The 19,484-nt window shown below is 42.3% G+C and carries 16 protein-coding genes; 9 read left to right on the plus strand and 7 right to left on the minus strand.

What is annotated here, in order from left to right:
• Positions 1–37: 37 nt before the first annotated feature.
• Positions 38–529 (minus strand): TIGR00645 family protein, encoded by a 492-nt coding sequence (locus BCU94_RS02060; RefSeq protein WP_102439310.1) that lies wholly within the window; start codon positions 527–529, stop codon positions 38–40.
• Positions 530–799: 270 nt separating this feature from the next.
• On the opposite strand from BCU94_RS02060, the gene BCU94_RS02065 reads away from it, so the two are divergent.
• The 4 genes from BCU94_RS02065 to BCU94_RS02080 all read left to right on the plus strand — a co-directional run bounded on the left by BCU94_RS02065 (position 800) and on the right by BCU94_RS02080 (position 5,129).
• A complete protein-coding gene (locus BCU94_RS02065) occupies positions 800–2,125 on the plus strand; it encodes an aminotransferase class V-fold PLP-dependent enzyme (protein ID WP_102475488.1) in 1,326 nt (441 codons plus the stop codon).
• Positions 2,126–2,430: 305 nt separating this feature from the next.
• A complete protein-coding gene (locus BCU94_RS02070; protein ID WP_102475505.1) occupies positions 2,431–2,856 on the plus strand; it encodes a septal ring lytic transglycosylase RlpA family protein in 426 nt (141 codons plus the stop codon).
• A gap of 632 nt (positions 2,857–3,488) precedes the next feature.
• Positions 3,489–4,406, plus strand: a complete 918-nt coding sequence (locus tag BCU94_RS02075; protein WP_102475489.1) for an alpha/beta hydrolase — start codon at positions 3,489–3,491, stop codon at positions 4,404–4,406.
• A gap of 417 nt (positions 4,407–4,823) precedes the next feature.
• Positions 4,824–5,129: a hypothetical protein gene (locus BCU94_RS02080; RefSeq protein ID WP_241904945.1), complete on the plus strand. Its 306-nt coding sequence runs from the start codon at positions 4,824–4,826 to the stop codon at positions 5,127–5,129.
• 132 nt (positions 5,130–5,261) lie between these two features.
• Here the strand turns inward: BCU94_RS02080 and BCU94_RS02085 are convergent, their stop codons facing one another.
• Complete coding sequence (locus BCU94_RS02085) at positions 5,262–6,557, minus strand: amidohydrolase family protein (RefSeq protein WP_102475491.1); 1,296 nt, start codon at positions 6,555–6,557, stop codon at positions 5,262–5,264.
• Positions 6,558–6,819: 262 nt separating this feature from the next.
• Between BCU94_RS02085 and BCU94_RS02090 the strand changes: the two genes are divergently transcribed.
• The 5 genes from BCU94_RS02090 (at position 6,820) to BCU94_RS02110 (ending at position 14,745) form a co-directional block, all read left to right on the plus strand.
• Entirely contained in the window at positions 6,820–8,364 is a 1,545-nt protein-coding gene (locus BCU94_RS02090) for an NAD(P)H-hydrate dehydratase (protein ID WP_198590841.1), read from the plus strand.
• 550 nt (positions 8,365–8,914) lie between these two features.
• Positions 8,915–10,405: a lytic polysaccharide monooxygenase gene (locus BCU94_RS02095; RefSeq protein ID WP_102439316.1), complete on the plus strand. Its 1,491-nt coding sequence runs from the start codon at positions 8,915–8,917 to the stop codon at positions 10,403–10,405.
• Positions 10,406–10,863: 458 nt separating this feature from the next.
• Entirely contained in the window at positions 10,864–12,312 is a 1,449-nt protein-coding gene (locus tag BCU94_RS02100; RefSeq protein ID WP_102475493.1) for a GMC family oxidoreductase, read from the plus strand.
• 1 nt (position 12,313) lies between these two features.
• A complete protein-coding gene (locus tag BCU94_RS02105) occupies positions 12,314–12,742 on the plus strand; it encodes a twin-arginine translocation signal domain-containing protein (protein WP_102439318.1) in 429 nt (142 codons plus the stop codon).
• Positions 12,743–13,128: 386 nt separating this feature from the next.
• Positions 13,129–14,745, plus strand: coding sequence for a methyl-accepting chemotaxis protein (locus BCU94_RS02110; protein WP_198590842.1), 1,617 nt, complete (start codon positions 13,129–13,131; stop codon positions 14,743–14,745).
• Positions 14,746–14,952: 207 nt separating this feature from the next.
• Here the strand turns inward: BCU94_RS02110 and BCU94_RS02115 are convergent, their stop codons facing one another.
• From BCU94_RS02115 to BCU94_RS02135, 5 genes are all read right to left on the minus strand, one after another.
• On the minus strand, positions 14,953–15,183 hold the full coding sequence (locus BCU94_RS02115) for a thioredoxin family protein (protein ID WP_102475495.1): 231 nt from the start codon (positions 15,181–15,183) through the stop codon (positions 14,953–14,955).
• Positions 15,184–15,239: 56 nt separating this feature from the next.
• Positions 15,240–16,238, minus strand: coding sequence for a permease (locus BCU94_RS02120; RefSeq protein ID WP_102475496.1), 999 nt, complete (start codon positions 16,236–16,238; stop codon positions 15,240–15,242).
• 287 nt (positions 16,239–16,525) lie between these two features.
• Positions 16,526–16,975: a hypothetical protein gene (locus tag BCU94_RS02125; RefSeq protein ID WP_198589337.1), complete on the minus strand. Its 450-nt coding sequence runs from the start codon at positions 16,973–16,975 to the stop codon at positions 16,526–16,528.
• 227 nt (positions 16,976–17,202) lie between these two features.
• Entirely contained in the window at positions 17,203–17,448 is a 246-nt protein-coding gene (locus tag BCU94_RS02130; protein WP_102439323.1) for a YdcH family protein, read from the minus strand.
• A 188-nt stretch (positions 17,449–17,636) separates the two neighbouring features.
• The gene (locus BCU94_RS02135) at positions 17,637–19,292 is read right to left on the minus strand and encodes a SulP family inorganic anion transporter (RefSeq protein ID WP_198590845.1); all 1,656 of its coding nucleotides are present in this window, start codon (positions 19,290–19,292) and stop codon (positions 17,637–17,639) included.
• Between the last annotated feature and the right edge of the window lie 192 nt (positions 19,293–19,484).

The raw sequence follows: 19,484 nt of genomic DNA on the forward strand, positions 1-19,484 counted from the left end.
CTTTTTTTTATTTGGATTTGCAACTTAAGGTCAGCAGCTACTTTGTGCGACTAATTTTATCCAAGTAGCCCATGGCAAAGGCCGATAATACAAAGGTAATGTGGATCAGTAAGTACCACATGATTTTGTCGTTATCGATATTTTCGGCATTCATAAAAACTTTAAGTAAATGAATTGACGATATGGCCACAATTGATGCGGCTACCTTGTTTTTAAGTGAGCCTGAATCCATTTTTCCAAGCCAGCTTAGTTTGTCACTGTTTTCGCCCACATCTAGCTGTGAAACGAAGTTTTCATAGCCTGAAAACATCACCATCACCAGAAGGCCGCCCACTAAAGTGATATCGATTAGCGATAGTGTAATCAGGATCAGGTCAACTTCTTTCATCTCAAAAATCATCGGTAGGATGTGAAAAATCTCTTGAAAGAACTTAATACCTAACGCAAATAGGACCAGGCTTAAACCTAAATAAATCGGTGCCATGATCCAGCGTGATGCATACATTAATTTTTCAAACACTTTTTCCATATATAGTTAACCTTTCAGATAAAAAACGCTGCAATCAATCAAGTTGATGATTGTTAAATCAAAACAGAGTGCACTTTAACTGTGCTTACCTATACTAGCAAGCGAGATCATCTCCCCACTTACCCAACTTGTACATTATCAAACAGGCTTAATCATGTTTAAGACTGACTTTTCGGCGCCGCAGTGACACTTGCGGTCAATTAATAGACACTCCTGCATTCGGTTGCTACTTTTTATTAACGGTACACAGCGATTAATAAAGAGTTGTCTATGTTACGTCGTAATTTTTTAAGTCGAATGGGTTTAGCCTTAGCTGGAAGTGTCATTGGGACAAGCATAGGCAATGCAGCTGATGCCGCTGCTGAGGGCAATAAAGCAGCGTTAATGCCTGATAATATCAATGCTGGAGATTGGACTGCGCTGCGACAGCTTTTCCCCTTAACTGACGATTACATTCACCTTTCTACCTTTTTGTTGGCTTCTCACCCTAAACCTGTGGCAGATGAAATTGAGCGACACCGCAAAGGCTTAGATGCCAATCCTTCAGATTATTGGCATAAACACTTTGAAACCATTGATGGAAAAATATCCGCTGCGGCAGCAAGCTATATGGGTGGTGAAGCCGAACAAATTGCCCTCACTGACAGTACAACGATGGGGTTATCTTTGGTATACAGCGGGCTTAAATTACGCCCTAATGATGAAGTAGTGCAAACCGTACACGATCATTACTCTACCGATCTGTCTTTAAAACTGCGTGCAGAAAGAACAGGGGCTAACGTGCGCCGTATTACGTTATATGACACCCCTGCCACAGTGACAAGCTTGCAAGTTATCGATAACTTGGCAAAGGCCATTAATCAAAAGACTAAGGTGGTGGCTGTGACTTGGGTTCACTCTTCCACTGGGGTTAAATTACCTATCCGCGCTATGGCAGATGTGATTGCCAAAGCCAACAGCTCACGTTCTGAAGCTGATAAAATCCTCTTTTGTGTCGATGGCGTACATGGCTTTGGCATCGAGGATGTTGATGTGAGTACATTGGGATGTGATTTTTTTATTACAGGCACTCATAAATGGATCTTTGGTCCACGTGGTACTGGTGTTATATGGGGCTCAAAGCGCGGCTGGAATAACTGCAGCGCAGTGATCCCAAGTTTCAGCCTATCCTACGATGTGTGGCTAGGTAATAGCACCCAAGCGCAAGTACCAATGGGTGAACATATGTCACCAGGAGGCTTTCACTCGTTTGAACATCGTTGGGCATTACCCGCTGCGTTTGAGCTTCATTTACGCTTGGGTAAAGCCAATGTGCAACAGCGTATTCATCAGCTCAATACCCAAACCAAGCAAGGCTTGGCAAAAATGTCACATGTCACCTTGTATACGCCAATGGCCACTGAACTATCATCGGGGCTGGTGTGTTTTGATGTCGATGGTTTGTCACCGCAACAGGTGGTAGAGCATATGCACACTAAGGGGATTATTATGAGCTCGACGCCTTATCGTGACTCATTCGCGCGTTTTGCGCCGAGCTTAATTAATAACGAAGCCGAGATTGATAAAGCACTCTCTGAGATACAAGCGTTGGCATAAGGTTTTGCTTTTAAAAAGTGTCATAAGTGCAAGTCAGTGTAATAACGGGGGGGCAGAATCCACGGTTGCTAGCGAGCCATAACATATAGGCTCCAGCAGCTACTACATGAACAAGGGAGTGAACATGAGCAGGGTTTATGTGATGCTGCGCTTGCTATGGTGGTGTTATAAGTCATCTTGAGTGACAGCTTAAATGTTCTCATCTACACTGCAGGCTAAGGTTAGCGAGTTGTCTGAGAGCATTTTGTGCTTACAAGACAGCGAATAAAATGAAGCATTATTTTAAAGAGCGAGTAGTAAACACAATGATTAAATTTAAGCTTATGTTTAGTGTGTTACTCCTTGCTATGGCAACAGGCTGTTCATCACGAGTGCCCATCGACTCAGCTAAAACAACACAATATTCAACATCTCATGTGCTAGCAGGGCAAGCTTCTTGGTATGGCAGTAAATTTCACGGCAGACTGACGGCAAGTGGTGAAAAATACAATATGAGAGCCTATACTGCAGCCCATAAAACCTTGCCATTTGGCACTATAGTGAGGGTGACCAATACCGGCAATAATAAAAGCATCGATGTAAAAATTAACGATCGCGGCCCATTTGTTAAAGGCCGAGTGATCGATCTTTCTCAAAAAGCGTTTCAACAAATAGCCAGTAGCGATCAAGGGATTGTAGCGATCAAAATTGACATTCTAGACGACAGTAATACCTTTAGATACAAACATTAATCTTGCCATCGCGAGCCACTATTTGACTCTGTTTAACTAGGCTCAACATCTTAGTTAATCTCTCTGTTCTTTATGACCTATCTCGCGTCATTTGTTTAAAGCTCTTCTCTTTAGCATTCAACATTTAGCATTTAGCATTTAGCATTTAGCATTTAGCATAGCCTATCAAAATAGGTTTTTTAGCTGACTAAATCGAGATTGCTGAGTCCGCGCTTATGCGCTTATGCCACCCAATATGTTGGGCATCGGCAAACTGTGTAATAACTTCTTCTTATAAATCGCCCTAAAAACGATCAAACGCTTGAAATAACAGTAAAAAGCCTGATAGGCGAACGCCTTGTGCATTTAGTTTTCTTACAGTATTTACATAATTGTCGATAGTTCTTTTCATCTTTATAAAATTAGAGTTATTATTCTAATTTGTATGGGATGTAACCGCGTTACTGATTAATCAGCTTAAAAATACACTAGATCTTGGCTGCGAATAGCTATGTTTAGTTAGCGCTGCGGTATCTGTCAGCAATTGCTGATGCATTTAACTCGGTATAAAAATTTTTAACGGTATTAATTGATAAAAGCGCAAACGCCAGCAGGGTGTTTGTAGATGTACTTCAACATAAAAATGGATATGTATGAAAAAAATAATAATTAGGATCTTAGTGATCGTACTGGTTGTACTTTCTCCCATTCTGTATCTCGCAGGCACATTTGTTTTTACAGGCCCGATGCCAGATGATGAATTTCAGCAACAACTACCTACGATAGTAAAAAACCTTGAAGTAAAAATGGATGGTGAGGGTGAAGAGACCATAGTCATGATCCACGGTTATCCTGATAGTTTAGAGCTGTGGGACAAGCAAGTTGAATATTTAAAGCAAGACTATCGGATTGCTCGATTTACTTTGCCGGGGTTCGAGCTAGAAGATAATGGCCAAAGACCCGATTACAATATTCAGCAAATTCGCATGATTATGGATGCCTTTATCGAAAGTTTAGATAGAGATAAAGTGACTGTACTCGCTCATGACTGGGGCGCGTCTTATGCTTCACATTATCTTGCGAAAAATGACTTGGTCGACAGACTTATTCTTTTAGACATTGGCAGCTATGGTAACGAAAAATCACCAAGCATTAATGTTAAATACACCTTTGCCCTTGCGCTTGCTTGGGTTTTACCTGAATTTCTCGGTGAAAAATTAACGCTTTTTACTGCGGAAAACATATTAAAACTTGAACAGAATGTAGACGCGAATAAAAAAGTGGCTAATTTACGTTCTGATGCGCGTATGACTTACCCATACTGGCATTTATGGAACGCTATTTTATCAAAAGATTTACCCCAACGTGTTGCGGTGGAAGATTTTGGCACGCCTTTTCTTTTCATCTATGGCAAAGATAAGAATGTGTGGTTCCATGGTAAAGAGTGGTTGCAACAGGTTGTCGATTTGAATAAGGGTCAGGTTGAAGTGGTACCGGGCGGTCACTGGTTTATGGAGTCTTCTGCTGACTTAGTGAATCAAACTGTCGATGATTGGATACGTGCTAATTAAAAATAATAGTAATTGGTTAGCTATCACTAAGCCGATAGCGCCAGTAACTTAGTCACTGTGTTAAGAAAGGGGATACTTGTTGAGAGTATCCCCTTTTTTAGCATTTAGCCTGCGTCGATGCTGATACTTAGGTGGATTTAAATTTTGTTAAAACGTGCAGCTGGGATCTTGCGGCTTTATATCAGCGTTTTAGTTAACCTTGTGACCGCGCTTTAAAAGCGTAATTTCGTTTTAAGATAAAACTCAGTTAAGTTGATTACAATGTGAGACGATAAAATTATTGTCATGAATTGAACACTTAAAGAGGGTTTTATTATCAAAGATAATCACAGTTCAAACTCGTCTAGCCGTAAGCCTTGGGTGACTCTCGGCGTTATTGTATCCATAGTGATATTGTTTGCGGTGGTGTTTAATGTCATGCCTAAAGGGTTTAAAAGCACCCATGAACAAATTGGCACAGGTAAGCCTGCGTTTGTATTTGTTTATGATCCTAACCTTGCAGTGAGTAATAGCCAAACGGTACAAATGAATGAGGCTCGCGATCAGATTAGTGAGCAAGCGTTTTTTTTGATCGCCAGAATAGGCACCCCAGAGGGTGATCAATTGATTGCCAAATACCGTGCTAGCCCTGCTGAAGTGCTATTGTTTGATCCCGCTGGTAACTTGGTTAAACGACAGTATGCATTGAGAACGGCTGCAGAGTTAATGCAGTGGGTTAACTAAATCAACTAGTAAGCTAAAGTAAGGCTTAAATCAGCCTTATTTTTACATATTAAAAAGCCTTGATAGCAAACACTATCAAGGCTTTGTTGTTTCTAGCGAGTCATTTGGCTTTATTAGCTAAACCTTACTGGCTTACTGCTTATAGACTTGACCGTCTTTCATCACAAAGGTCACGTTTTCCATTAAGCTGATATTGCTGAGCGGATCGCCATTAACGGCAATAATGTCAGCTAAAAAACCTGCTTTAATCTGCCCGAGGTTGTCTTGCTTGAGTAAAGCGGCGCTATTGATGGTCGCAGCTTGTAAGGCTTGGGCTGGGGTCATACCAAATGTCACCATACGTGAGAACTGCTTACCGTTATCACCATGGGGGTAAATTGCCGCATCTGAGCCAAATACCATGTTAGCACCAGCTTTTACCGCTGCTCTAAAGCTATCTCGCTGGGCTTGCGATACTAACTTTTCTTTATTGATGTTTGCTTCAGGTACACCATTAGCTGCGCCATAGGCGAGGGTGTATTCAGTGTTGTAGATATCACAAGAAAGGTAAGTACCAGCCTTTACAGCCATTTTTATTGCTTCTTTATCCATGAAACTACAATGTTCGATACTATCGACGCCCGCTCTGATCGATGCTTTAATACCGCTAGTGCCATGGGCATGGGAGGCAACCACTAAGCCACGCATGTGGGCTTCATCAACGGCTGATTTTATTTCTTCATAAGTTAGCTGTTGCACGCCGACTTTAGTGCCCTTAGAAAATACCCCGCCAGTGGCACACACTTTAATCGCATTAGCGCCATACTTGATATTTTCACGTACTTTAGCGCGCACAGCCCAAGGTCCATCAGCGACCCCTTGCGATTTTGATTTTTTTTCTGGGGATGAAAAGTTATCGTCGCAATGCCCGCCTGTAATACTAATCGGATGGCCAACAGCCCAAATTCTTGGCCCTGCAATTTCACCGGCATTAATGCCGTCGCGGGTGGCAATAACGGCGTAACCCGAAGCGCCTAAGTCCCGCACTGTGGTAAAGCCTGCCATTAAGGTTTTTTCGGCATTTTTAACCGCTTTAACGGTTTGGCGTGGAATAGAATAATTTTGCGAGGCTAAAAAATTATCCTCGGCATCACCGCTAAGGTGAACATGCATATCCATCATCCCAGGAAGTAAGGTTTTACCGCTTAAATCGATAAGCTTGTAATCATTATCTGTAGTGATTTTGGCTTGTTGGGTGACTTGGGTTATTTGATTGCCATTAATGACAATGGCCACGTCATTAATGGTTTTGCCTTTTACTACATCGACGTATGCATCAGCGATCAATAAGGTTTGTTGTGCCAGTGCTGGCACGCTTAGCGTCAGCGAGATTGCCGCTGCTAAGCTGAATTTTGTTAGACCCTTTAATTGTTTATTTGGCTTTACCATCTGCGTGGTTTTCCTATTTATTGTTGTTTAAGTAAGCGTACAAACCATCATACGACAATTGTTAAGCTAGTGTTAATGCTTAAGGCGATTGAATTGTAATGACTAATGTAGAAAATTATTGCCACATCTATTGTTGATAGTTATTGCCACCCCCCGCTTTATATTGATGGAAAATATCTGCCTAATCCCGTGTGCAGTAGTTTTGTGCTGCCATACTTCTTGTATAGTTAATACTAGCTTTCGCATTCAAGGTAAGGTTTATATGGCCACTCTTTCTGACAATGACTTAATGGCTCAGCTAAAAGATCATTTATACGATCACTTAGAGGATCATTTAGCGGATCACTTTGAAAAAAGCGCAGTGGTGTTATCAGCGCAGGCAGTAAGAGACGCCGAGCAGTATTGGGCATCAAGCCATAACAATAGTACTTGGCCCTTGATGGTTAAGGCTGCTAGCAGTTTTGTGCAGCGCTTTGGCAGCGCCTTTAATACATCGCAAGCGATATTGGTAGTGGTGGGTCAGGGCAACAATGGTGGTGATGGTTATTACATTGCCAAATTGTTACAGCAACAGGGTAAAAAGGTCGTGGTTTATGCGCCTTTTGGCGCGCCCAAAGCGGGCATCGATGCGCAGCAAGCCATGAATGAATTTTTAGCGGCTGGTGGTAGTGTTCATACCACTAAACCTAGCGCATCTTATCCGATCATTATTGATGCGCTATTTGGAAGTGGTTTAACCCGAACACTATCTGCTGCGGCGATAAAGGTTATTGATGACATTAATCAGAGTGCTGAGCAGGTTTACGCGGTTGATGTGCCCAGCGGTTTAAATGCCGATAGCGGCCAGCCTGAGCCGATTTGCGTTAATGCCACTGCCACCCATAGCTTTATTGCTTATAAGCCGGGGCAACTCACTGCATATGGGCCAGCATCTTGTGGGGCACTGTCGTTAGACTCTTTAGGGCTTGAGCCTATTGCTGGTACAACAAAAGAGAATTGGCGCTACGATCCAAGGGTAAATATGCTGCCATCACGCAGGGGTAATACCCATAAAAGTCATCATGGTAATGTCAGCGTTATTGCAGGTCTTGGCAATATGGCTGGCGCTGGCATTATTGCTAGCCGCGCAGCCTTAAATGCTGGCGCTGGGCGGGTATTTTTACAGTGTGAGCCAAGCCATTTTGTCGCCTGCTTAAGCCAATCTCCTGAGATTATGTTTTCTGATAGTACCGAAAACACCTTAAAGCAACACGCCGTGCTGGTGGTCGGCCCAGGTCTTGGCCGCGGCCAACAAGAGCAGCAAATCATGCAAATGCTATTAACCCTTCAACCCAACTCTGGCGTTGATAATAAACGCAGCCTCGGGGTGTTAGATGCGGATGCGCTGCGTTATTTGGCAAAGCATCAGCAAACGGTAACGCCTTGGGTGCTAACTCCCCATGAGGCAGAGGCCGCTGGCTTGTTGGGCATATCTGCCACTGAAGTTACAAACGATCGCGTTGCCGCTGCGCTGGCACTACATAAAAAATATCAAGCAGTCGTGGTATTAAAAGGGGCTGGCACGCTAGTGGCTCATCAAGGGGGAGTCAATTTTTGCCATTCTGGCTCAGCAGCTATGGCCACACCGGGCATGGGCGATTGCTTAGCAGGTATTATTGCTGCACTTATCGCCCAAGGGCTATCAGCGGTTGATGCGGCTATTACAGGGGTGAACTGGCATGCCACACTAGGCCATCAACTTGGCCAAACTCAGCGAATAGTACTGGCTAGCGATATTTGCCAGCAGCTGAAATTAGGCCGTCATTAACTCACAATAGCGTAGTGGTTTTAGTATTTATTTGCTGTAGCGCTGTGAACTTAGGCTGTCTAAACAAATTCTAATGCTGAATAAATATGCATTTGGATGCAAATAGAAGTGGTCGGATGAGTACCCAATTGGCCACCAATAATCTTAACATTCAAAGATCAATTATTTGACGCTAGTTGTCTGTGACTAAAGGCGCGAACCTAATACATTATAAATTGATGCTAAGACGATATTGTAAAACACTGGCTTAACTAAGCCATATAAGTGTTTGTGGGTGATTGGCGGCAGCTGTTGATTATTTCTACGCTCCCTATCGTCAATTATATGACAAGTCAAATATTTATTAAATTTGTTAACTCGTTTTAATCTTGATTCTATATTGCTGTAAATAATAGTTTTTTTGACGTGCTGTCGTTTTATTGGCTCTGTTGTCTTATGGTTTTTTTTAATTATGATGTAGCGCGAACAGACCACTGTTGGTTATTTATATTCATCCATTATCGCCCTTGAGTCTGCAGTCTTCTTTTACGTCATAACTAGAGATATTTACATGAAAACCAATAAGTTTTTCGGTGCCGTCGCTGCTGTGTCAGCAATGTACATCTTAATACCTAATCAAAGTGCTCATGCCCATGGTTGGGCTGAATTTCCTGAAGCAAGACAATCAATTTGTTACGAGCAAGGTGGCTTGTGGAGTGGCACGCCACCTAATGCGGCTTGTGCACAAGCCAAAGCGATTTCTGGTACTTATCCATTTATTCAGCGTAATGAATTTGCCATTAATATTCCTGCACCGACATACAATGATATGGAAGTGGTAAAAGCGGCTATCCCTGATGGCAGCTTATGTTATGCCAATGACGCTCAAAAAAGCGGTATGGGTGCTGAGCATTCACAGTGGACCCGCACTGAATTGCCAACTGGTACTTTTGAGTACGTGTTTAATGCAACCGCGCCTCACAACCCTTCATTCTGGCAGTTTTATTTAACCAAGCCTGGTGTTGATGTGTCTAAGCCACTTAAATGGGATGACTTAGAGTTAATCCAAGAGTACGGCAATGTTGCTGTGGACGCTGACAAAAAATACCGCATGGACATTGCGATCCCAGCCGATCGCTCAGGTGATGCGATTTTGTTTACTCGCTGGCAGCGAGATGACACCGTTGGTGAAGGATTCTATAACTGTAGTGACATTACCATTTCAGGTGATTCACCGGTTGATCCAGAACCAAGCGAGCCATACTTAGAGCAAGGCGATGCCTTTATTCCTGCTGATATCAGCCTTAATACCCCTCAGCTTGGTGAGTCGGTTAATTATAAAGTCTTTAGTGACAATGGTGATATTCACTCTAGCTTTTCGTTAGAAATTACCGCAGACAATCAACTCGATTGGGATCGCTTATTAGCCTCACAAGTCAACGGTTATTACGAGACTCAATATAGCGGTAACGTGTTTATTGGCCGCTGGCATGCAGAAATGAATCACTATATGTATTTCAGAAATGAGCTACATAATAACTTCTTTAATGCCAGTAATGGACAGGCTTATGGAGAGTTCAGTATCACAGCAAACAATGAGTTTGTTGAAGCTGTGATTACGCCAACAGTGTTAAAAGAAATTACTAACGCTAGCGTTACCCATGGTGAGTACGTGGTATTAACGCCAGCAAGCAGCAAAGGCGATATTGAACAAATCTCTTGGGTGCAAGTGGCAGGTTTGCCGATTGAAACCGCTATTGGTCAAAATGATGAGCTAATTATCAACACTGTTTTGCTTGAGAATGTCGCCCAAGAAGTCAGTTTTGAGCTTACTGTTTCAGGTCAAGGCGAAGAAGATAAAACGGTTTATAGTTTTACTATTACCCCAACTGACGTAGAACCAGGACCAAGCCCTGAGCCATTGCCTGGAGAGCAATGGAGTGCATCTGCTGTTTATAATGGCGGTGAAAAGGTGATGCATAATAACCAAGAGTGGACTGCTCAGTGGTGGACTCAAGGTGAAGAGCCTGGTACTACAGGTGAGTGGGGTGTGTGGCGTTAATAGCCCTCATGCTTGTTTGCTAAGGTTTTAAACATAATCGCAGTAAACCCTAACGGCCAATCATTGATTGGCCGTTTTTTATGCTATAACTAAAATATGATCTGGCCCAATGCGCTTTATAAACTTGTTGATGTTTTACTCTAATGAATATCGATTTAGTTAATCGAATAGGTGTGATGGTAGATAAAGGACTGCGGCCATTAACTAGAACTTACTACTGAAATTGGTATTTTGGTGGGGAGAACGCTTGTATTGTTTTTATATACAATCAATTATATAACGATGGAATTATATAAAGATATTTTGCATGATTTAATTGTTATCTAGTTGCTGAATATGAAGGTATCGGGGATACCATATTTAATTAACTAAAAATAAAGGCTGTATTTAAGGGCCGTATTTAAGGATTAAATTTAACGGTCTCATGTTAGCGACCAGCGAAAAGGAATCCCATAACGATGAATTTAAATATTGTCAGCGCCGAACAAGCTTCGCAGCAAAAGTATGAATTAATAATTATTGGTTCTGGCTTTGGAGCTTCATTTTTTTTACTTGAGGCGCTAAAAAAAATTAATGGTAATATTCTCGTGCTGGAATGGGGCGATTATCATTCGTGGAATTGGCAATTATCCCAAGGTAAAAATTCGGCTGTTGATCCTGCCGATACCTTTAAAAATACAGCTGAAAAAGAATGGAATTGCACCATTGGTTTTGGTGGTGGAATGAATTGCTGGTTTGCCCAAACCCCTCGATTTCATCCTGCAGATTTTAAAACCGCCTCTTTGTATGGGGTCGGCAATGACTGGCCGATTTCCTATGACGATCTTGAGCCCTATTATTGTGATGTCGAAAGCATTATGTCGGTGTCAGGCGACCCTGATATGCACAGTATGCTTCCTCGCTCAAAACCTTTCCCACAACCGCCCCATAGACCCACTGCCATTGATCGCATTATGAAAAATGCCAATATGGACAGCCACTTTATCATGCCAACGGCCAGAGCAAGGGTGTCAACTGATACACGGGCGGCCTGCTGCTCTAATGCCAAATGTAATTTATGTCCCATTCAGGCCAAATTTACTGTGCATAATGGTTTTCAGCAGGTGTATTCAGACCCAAGAGTGCATACCTGTTTAAACTCTGAAGTAAGGCATATGCAGCACAGTGATAGCGCGGTTTCTAGCGTGGTTTTTATCAACAACAATCAAGAATATACCGTCAGCGCCGACAAGTTTGTTTTAGGCGCCAACGCCATACAAAGCCCTGCGATATTGCTACGATCGAAAATGGATTTTGGTGACACGGGCCTAGGGCTACACGAGCAAATTGGGATAAAAGTAGAGGTGTATTTAGACGGTTTAGAGAACTTTGATGGTAGCACTATTACCACAGGGCTCAATTATGCCTTGTATGATGGCGAGTTTAGAAAAGATCACGCTTCTTGTTTGATTTACTTTGAAAATCGTTGGCCTTATGGCTTTAGAAAAGAAGTGGGTCGCTGGCGAGAAACCCTGCCATTAGTCATTGTCGCTGAAGATCTCCCCCAAAAATCCAATAATGTCACTATTGATGCTACTACAGGGCAGGCGGTAGTGAGCTATACCGGAGAATCTGAGTACGCCAAAAAAGGTATTGAGCAGGCTTTAGCGCAATTACCTAAGGTACTTGATGCATTACCTGTGGAAGCGATTCATTTTCGTGGCTGGCGGCCGACTGAATCACATTTACAGGGCACCTTGAGAATGGGCAACATTGATGATGGCTCAGTGGTAGATGCAAACCTTATTCATCATCAATACCGAAACTTATTTGTGGTGGGCACATCAGTATTTCCAAGCTGTTCTTGTGCTAATCCTAGCTTAACGGCTGCAGCATTAGCAGTGCGCGCAGCGAGAATGGGGGTTTAATATGAGTGGTACTAGTCTTTCTCGGCGCTCGTTTCTTAAAGTTGCAGCGGTTGGCGCAGGGCTGGGTGGGGCGGTATTTTATGGAGTGCATACATTAAATACCCAAAATTTTATCGTTTCTAGCCTTGATCGTTTACTGGGTAAGCTAAATATTAGCGATGAAGACCTGCAATTGTTTTGTGATCATTTTACCGCTGAATATGGTGAGATGAAGCTGCGTGCCATTATTATATTAGATCAATCTTCAATGTTTGATTTGGTTGTTAAAAAGCGTGCTATTTGGATTGATAAGTATGAGCGAAAATTAGTCACTGATTTTATGATGTCGACCAATTATTTCCAAGTCAGTAACCCTGCCACAGAGGCGCTGCAATACTACGGCGCTAATCGGCCTTGTTATAATCCCTTTGCCCGCTTTGACGTCGGTTGATTGCTGTTGATAAAACCATAATACCCTGTCAGTTATGCCTTTCATAAAATAGTGGCCTTTGACTTTAACAAGTGAAACTTGTTAAGCCAAAGGTCATTATCTTGCAAAATCTCCATTAAAGTTTTCCCTCAATAAGTCGATGTCTATATACAGGTCTAATCGTGTACTACACGAATATTAGAGGCCAATGTTATTGAGTCATGTTATTAAGCACTTTAATGCTCAATAAAGGCTGTTTAAGAGTAATAACCACTCGCCAAACCCCATGCTGACTACTGAAATAACTTGATATCAAGCTGTGTCATCAGGTCATTAATCACAGTGGATTTATGCTAATTCACCCGATTGTTATTTTAAATCAGGGCTTAATCTTTAAAGGTAGTTATATGAGTATTGATGTCTCAATTAAGAGAATGCTTCAAATTACAATTTCGTTATCATTATTGGCTTTAATCGTTTTAGTTTGGGTGAGCAATGCCCAGCAATCTTCTATTTATGAAAGTGTGTTAAATGAAGAAAAACAGGTTAATACTATTTTTGCTTTAAAAGATACTCGCTATGATGTTGTACAAATTCAGCAGTTTTTAACCGATGTTGGCGCAACAAAAAGTGATGAAGCCAAAGCCGAAGCGTTAGCAAGTTTGCATGCCGCTCAAGCAAATATGGATAAACTTATCAGTTCGGCACCGGAATATACTGCAAGAGCTCAATCGATTAAACGTCAAATTAATCAATTGCATGAATCTGGTGTGAATATGGCAGATGCTTACCTAACTCAGGGGACCGATGCTGGTAATTTACTGATGAAAGGTGCTGGTGGCTTTGACCAAGCATCGTCAGAGTTAGCTGATAATTTAGATGAATTAGCCCAAGAGTTAGATGGTAAATTTACTGTTGCGGTACAAGAAACCCTAAATTCCACCATGCAAGCTGCCAGTGTGCAATTGTGGGGCAGTATTGGCATTGGTGTGTTTATTATCATTATTTTGTCAGCCCTTTACCGCAATATTTTCACTCCGCTTAACGCTTTAGATAATTCCATGAGTAATGTGGCTTCAGGCTCTAAAGATCTTACCGTGGCGCTAGATGACAGTGGTAATAGCGAAATTAATCAGGTCGCTGGTAACTTTAATGTATTCGTAGGTAATATTCGTGAGTTAATTATTGATTTCAATGGTAATACTCAGCAGTTAGGTACGGCAAGTGTGCAGCTTAAATCGGCCAGTAACGAAACCTTAGCGGGCATGCAGCGCTTACAAGGTGAAACCGAACAAGTTGCTACAGCGATGAATCAAATGCAAGCAACCGTGGTGGAAGTAGCTAATAATGCCGAGCTAGCCGCGCAAGCAGCTAAAGATTCTGATACCCAAGCGGTCCATGGTGACATGATAGTTCAGCAAACGATCGCTTCTATCGATAACCTCTCTGGCGGGGTTGAACAAGCTGCCAATGCGTTACAAAAATTACAAAACGATGCCGATAATATAGGTAGCATTTTAGATGTGATCCGCAGTATTTCAGAGCAAACTAACTTACTGGCACTCAATGCCGCCATCGAAGCTGCCCGCGCGGGCGAGCACGGCCGTGGCTTTGCGGTAGTGGCAGACGAGGTCAGAACCTTGTCTAAACGAACTCAAGATTCAACTAATCAAATTCAGCAAATGATTGGACAATTACAAACCGGTGTTAAAGATGCGGTATCGGTAATGGACTCAAGCCGTGAGCAAGCCGATAAAAGCACTGTTCAGGCAGCACAAGCGGGTGAGGCCTTAGCTAAAATTACCGAATCGGTGGCGATGATTTCTAATATGGCCACCCAAATAGCCACAGCAGCAGAAGAGCAAACCGCGGTCAGTGATGAAATTAATCGTAATATTGTCAATATTAGTGATGAAGCCAGATTAACGGCCAGCAATGCCGACCAATCACATAGTGCCAGTGTGCAGGTTAATCATCTGTCACAGCAACTAAGAGAACAAATTGGTCAATTTAAGACAAGTTAGTGAATTATTTTTAAACAAGCTAGAGTCAATGTGACAGTCTTGCCACTAAAATATCCGCTATTTAGAGGCTAATGCTGTGTTATAGCATTGTGCTAAAAGCACTGTGGTGGAGACCTAAGGGAGATAGACCCATTCCCTTAGGTTTTTTCATCAATACCAAGCGATGTAAGTTATCATTATCCCAATAAGCAGATGTATCATTCTGCGCTATATCCAGCTCGCAAGTTGCTCTTTAGTGGGCTTACTGCCTTTATGAACCACTTTTTCATCCACCACCACAGCAGGTGTGCTCATTACACCATAAGCCATAATTTGTGCCATGTCGGTGACTTTCTCTATTGTGACAGTAACGGCTTTTTCATCGGCAACTGCTTGGGCAAGTTCTGCTGTCTCAAGACACTTTTTACAGCCGGAGCCTAATATTTTAATGGTTCTCATGATAAATCCTTATTTATTGAGCTGTTAAATCACCGATGTTTTTTACATCAGTAAAATCATAAAAATGGCGTAAAGGCATTAAACAGCCAACCGACTAGGGTAAACGCCACCAATAGCAGGCAGAATAATATTGCCAGTAAGCGCCACTGCATAACCTGTTTTAGTAAGATAAATTCTGGGAAGCTGGCAGCAACGGTGCTCATGCAAAATGCCAGTGTGGTGCCTATGGGTAGGCCATTAACAATTAAGCTTTCCATCACAGGAATTACCCCGGTGGCGTTTGAATACAGCGGGATCCCCAGTAGTACTGCAGCAGGTACTGACCACCATTGGCCATTGCCTAAATGGGCCTCAATCCAACCATCGGGTACAAAGCCGTGCAGCGCTGCCCCAAGGCCGACACCAATAATGACCCATTTCCATACTCGGCCAAAAATATCGAACATCTCAGTTTTGGCAAATTGATGCCGCTGTGACATTGATAGCGCTTGGGTTTGAATATCGTCAGGGTTATTAGCAGTGCTATGTTGTTGACCGCGTTTGAGGGCTTCAGCGGCAAAAGATTGTAGCCAGCGCTCAGCTTTTATTGCATCGAGAAAAAAGCCGCCTAACATGCCGACACTCATGCCAACCACGACATATAAAATGGTGAATTTTATCCCCAGTAGGCTCATGAGTAGCAAGATGGCTACTTCGTTGATTAGCGGTGAGGTGATCAAAAAGCTCATGGTGATCCCAAGGGGGATCCCGGCTGAGGTAAAGCCAAGAAATACCGGAATACTGGAGCAAGAACAAAATGGTGTTACCACCCCAAATCCAGAGCCCATCAAGTAACCTAAGCCCTTGGGTTTACCAGCTAAATAGTCTCTGACTCGTTCAACATTTAATGAGGCTCGCATTAAGGCTATGAGGTAGATCATCACCAGCAGTAGGGCAAAAATCTTAGTTACGTCTTCAACAAAAAAATGCAGTGCATCCCCAAGCTTTGTCTGCGCTGACAAGCCCAATAAATCGTAAATTAGCCATGATGCAAAATCAGTGAAAATTTGAAACATAGGTTAATGCTCAAAAAAACGTCTTATAGCCAAGATAGCGGATTTTTAGCAATGAAAATAAGCGCTAGCTCTCGCTTTTGCATAAAGGGCTGGAGCGTAAAGGTTTGTCACAATATCGGTTAAATAAAGCTAAAACACCACTTAAGCTTGGTGCTTACAGAAGTTATAACTGAAGGGGTTTGAAACTGAAAACCAGCCTCGCATTTGGGGTAAACCTTAATGCGAGGCTGTGGTCTAGATATTGTGAAGTGGGATTAAGTTAATGATTAAATTGTACTTAATTTTTTCTACTTCATGATAATTTCTCTTAATCGGTATTCTCCGGTTAAGGTTCTTACATTGGGATAAGTTTTAGTGATTTTACGGCTATTGTCTTGATTGGCTTGGCCCCAACTTTTCATGAAGTTTTTATACTTTTCCTGATTGGGTTCTAAATCGGCACTATTTTCAAACATCACCATTAGCACCATATTGAATTCGCCACTTTGTGGTAATTCACTGGCAAAAATTTTCCAATCTTTAATATAACCCAGCTCTTTTTGTAACCGTACCGCTTTAACCCAACTTTCTCTTAAGCCTTCTAGGTAAACGTCTTCCATGTTGGGATCGATCCTCACCGTGGTCATTGAAGTCACTTCTTTTCCAATGTCATAGTCTTTATAAATCTCAAGCTCAGCCTGAGAAGAAACGGCAAAGAGTAAGCTGCATAATCCGATTATTAATACGATATATTTCATCTTAATCTCTCTTAGGTTGTTAAAAAATTAACACCGAGAAGTATAGTGACGAATGGGTTAATAGCGAGTGGCTAAGGCTTAATGAAGACTTTCTATTTACGCTTAGCTGCTTTTAATAGCGCTAAAAAGAGTGGGAGAGGATGGGTTTAAATCTGAGTGGAACAAGCGGTGAAGGGAATGATTGTTTTATCGCATCGTTCCCTTCGCTGGGTCTGGTTTGGTACGAATTAGTCGTGATGGGCTTTTAGCTGTTGGAATAGCACATCTTTTAAATTAGCCCGCTGCACTTTAAGTTGGTGCATGTGTTCGTCATCGGTTGGGCTGCCATCAATTTCTAACTGGCGGATTTCATAATCCAGTAGGTGGTATTGTTTTGATTGCTTTTGAAATGTTTCATCTTTATGTGTTAAATCAACAATGTCTTGCTTAAATTCTGGAAAGTCGAAAATTAGTGCGTGATTCTCATTTAACATAGATAACCCCTAAATGGTGAACAGAAATTCAGTATTTTGGAACTGAGTTCACTATAGCATTATGTTGTTTAAAAATGGCGAGCTGGTTAACAAATCTTAATGAAATTTTTGCTAAAAATAGGATTTATTTGAGTAAGTTAGGATGGGTTATTTATTATCTTAACTCACCCATCCAGTTACTCATATTTCTAGCCGTTAGCTTGCACATGTTTAAGGGCCGCCTGTAAGGCTTCATAGCGGAACAAAAAGGTGTTTTCAGTTGGCAGCGAATCAATCACATGAAACTTCTGCAGCTGATCTTTGGTTTGCAGGTTAGGGCACAATAAAAATACTTCACAATGGGCATCTTGGGCATCTTTAATGGCATTTTCTAGCGCTAGCCCAACAGTCACATCGATCATCGGCACGTCAGTAAGATCGAGGATCATCGCTTCATAATCACTCACACTGGTATGTTGGCGAGAGATCGCTTTTGATACGCTGAATATCATTGGCCCTGACAGATAGAAAAACAGCACTTTACCATTGGCTTGATCCAGCAGGCCGCGTTCGCTTTGGGTCAGTGGTACATCGTTTTGATCGGCATCACTAATGGCTTTTACTTGCCTTGCTTGCTGCTGGCTTAATTGTTCAATGATAATAATGTTAGAAATAAATACCCCAAGGCCAACGGCAACAATCAAATCGACAAATACGGTTAAGATCATCACCCCGTACATAATAGCCATGCCTTGCATACTGACTTTGTGAGCCCGTTGAATGAAGCTCCAATCAAGAATATTAAAGCCCACATAAACCGCAATACCAGCTAAAACGGCCATAGGTATTGGCTCTGTTAAGCCGCCAGCCACAAGTACCACTAATGCCAGCATTAGCGCGCGAACCATACCAGAAACAGGCGAGCGGGCGCCTACCTGAATATTGGTCACTGTACCCATAGTAGCACCTGCGCCAGGCAGGGCGCCGAATAAACCTGAAATCATATTAGCCAAGCCCTGACCCCGTAACTCTTTGTCTGAGTCGTGCTCTTTACGGGTCAATGAGTCTCCGATAACGGCGGTGAGTAACGTATCGATACAGCCTAAGGTGCCTAACACCAAGGCATCAATCACCATGGTAATAAAAATATCCGCATTTATGTGCGGTATCACTAAAGAAGGTAACCCAGCAGGAATAACCCCGATACGGCGAATGCTGTCACTATCAAATAAAATCACTGACAGTAACGTGATGGCGACTAAGGCAACCAGTTGCGCAGGGACGTATTTACGATAGCGCTGAGGAAACAAAAATAATGTCGCTAAAGTCAGTAAGTCTAAAAATAGTTCAGCAAACTTAATATTGCTTAAGGTGTCTGGGAGGGCTGATAAGGTGCCTAACACACCACCTGCAGGAGCGGCATGACCTAACAATGGTGACAGCTGTAAGATGATTAAAATCACCCCAATGCCTGACATAAAGCCTGAAATGACACTGTATGGCATTAAGGTGACGTATTTACCTAGCTTGAGCATGCCGAGTAAAAATTGAAAACCGCCTGCCATCATCACCACGGTAAAGGATATTGCCATTCCTGATTCAGGGTATTTGGCCACCATGCTGGTTAAAATGGCGGTCATAATCACTGTCATAGGGCCGGTCGGTTCAGATATTAAGCTTGATGAGCCGCCAAATAAGGAGGCAAAAAAGCCCACTAGTATCGCGCCCCATAATCCGGCTTCGGCGCCAGCGCCAGAGGCAACACCAAAGGCCAGTGCCAAGGGTAGGGAAATGATGGCTGTGGTGACGCCACCAAACAAATCGCCTTTAAGATTGACGTCTTTGAACCGTTCCTTAAACAAAATGCTAACCTCTTAGACCATAATTGGCGCAACTTTATCAAAAAATTAACTATTTTGTATAGATAAGAGGCCGGTTGTTTATATCGATAAGCAACTGGTTGGCGCAGCTGTTAAGGCAAATATTTAACTGTTTTGTATAGATAAGAGGCAGTTGTTTATATAGATAAGAGGCAGTTGTTTATATAGATAAGAGGC

The organism is Shewanella sp. 10N.286.52.C2 (genome assembly GCF_002874545.1).
Lineage (GTDB): Bacteria > Pseudomonadota > Gammaproteobacteria > Enterobacterales > Shewanellaceae > Shewanella.

Coding starts and splice junctions, on each gene's coding strand:
- BCU94_RS02100 (WP_102475493.1), top strand. CDS start 10,864: ATGAATTTAAATATTGTCAGCGCCGAACAAGCTTCGCAGCAAAAGTAT.
- BCU94_RS02070 (WP_102475505.1), top strand. CDS start 2,431: ATGATTAAATTTAAGCTTATGTTTAGTGTGTTACTCCTTGCTATGGCA.
- BCU94_RS02060 (WP_102439310.1), bottom strand. CDS start 529: ATGGAAAAAGTGTTTGAAAAATTAATGTATGCATCACGCTGGATCATG.
- BCU94_RS02125 (WP_198589337.1), bottom strand. CDS start 16,975: ATGAAATATATCGTATTAATAATCGGATTATGCAGCTTACTCTTTGCC.
- BCU94_RS02105 (WP_102439318.1), top strand. CDS start 12,314: ATGAGTGGTACTAGTCTTTCTCGGCGCTCGTTTCTTAAAGTTGCAGCG.
- BCU94_RS02130 (WP_102439323.1), bottom strand. CDS start 17,448: ATGTTAAATGAGAATCACGCACTAATTTTCGACTTTCCAGAATTTAAG.
- BCU94_RS02110 (WP_198590842.1), top strand. CDS start 13,129: ATGAGTATTGATGTCTCAATTAAGAGAATGCTTCAAATTACAATTTCG.
- BCU94_RS02090 (WP_198590841.1), top strand. CDS start 6,820: ATGGCCACTCTTTCTGACAATGACTTAATGGCTCAGCTAAAAGATCAT.
- BCU94_RS02080 (WP_241904945.1), top strand. CDS start 4,824: ATGCCTAAAGGGTTTAAAAGCACCCATGAACAAATTGGCACAGGTAAG.
- BCU94_RS02095 (WP_102439316.1), top strand. CDS start 8,915: ATGAAAACCAATAAGTTTTTCGGTGCCGTCGCTGCTGTGTCAGCAATG.
- BCU94_RS02120 (WP_102475496.1), bottom strand. CDS start 16,238: ATGTTTCAAATTTTCACTGATTTTGCATCATGGCTAATTTACGATTTA.
- BCU94_RS02065 (WP_102475488.1), top strand. CDS start 800: ATGTTACGTCGTAATTTTTTAAGTCGAATGGGTTTAGCCTTAGCTGGA.
- BCU94_RS02075 (WP_102475489.1), top strand. CDS start 3,489: ATGAAAAAAATAATAATTAGGATCTTAGTGATCGTACTGGTTGTACTT.
- BCU94_RS02085 (WP_102475491.1), bottom strand. CDS start 6,557: ATGGTAAAGCCAAATAAACAATTAAAGGGTCTAACAAAATTCAGCTTA.
- BCU94_RS02115 (WP_102475495.1), bottom strand. CDS start 15,183: ATGAGAACCATTAAAATATTAGGCTCCGGCTGTAAAAAGTGTCTTGAG.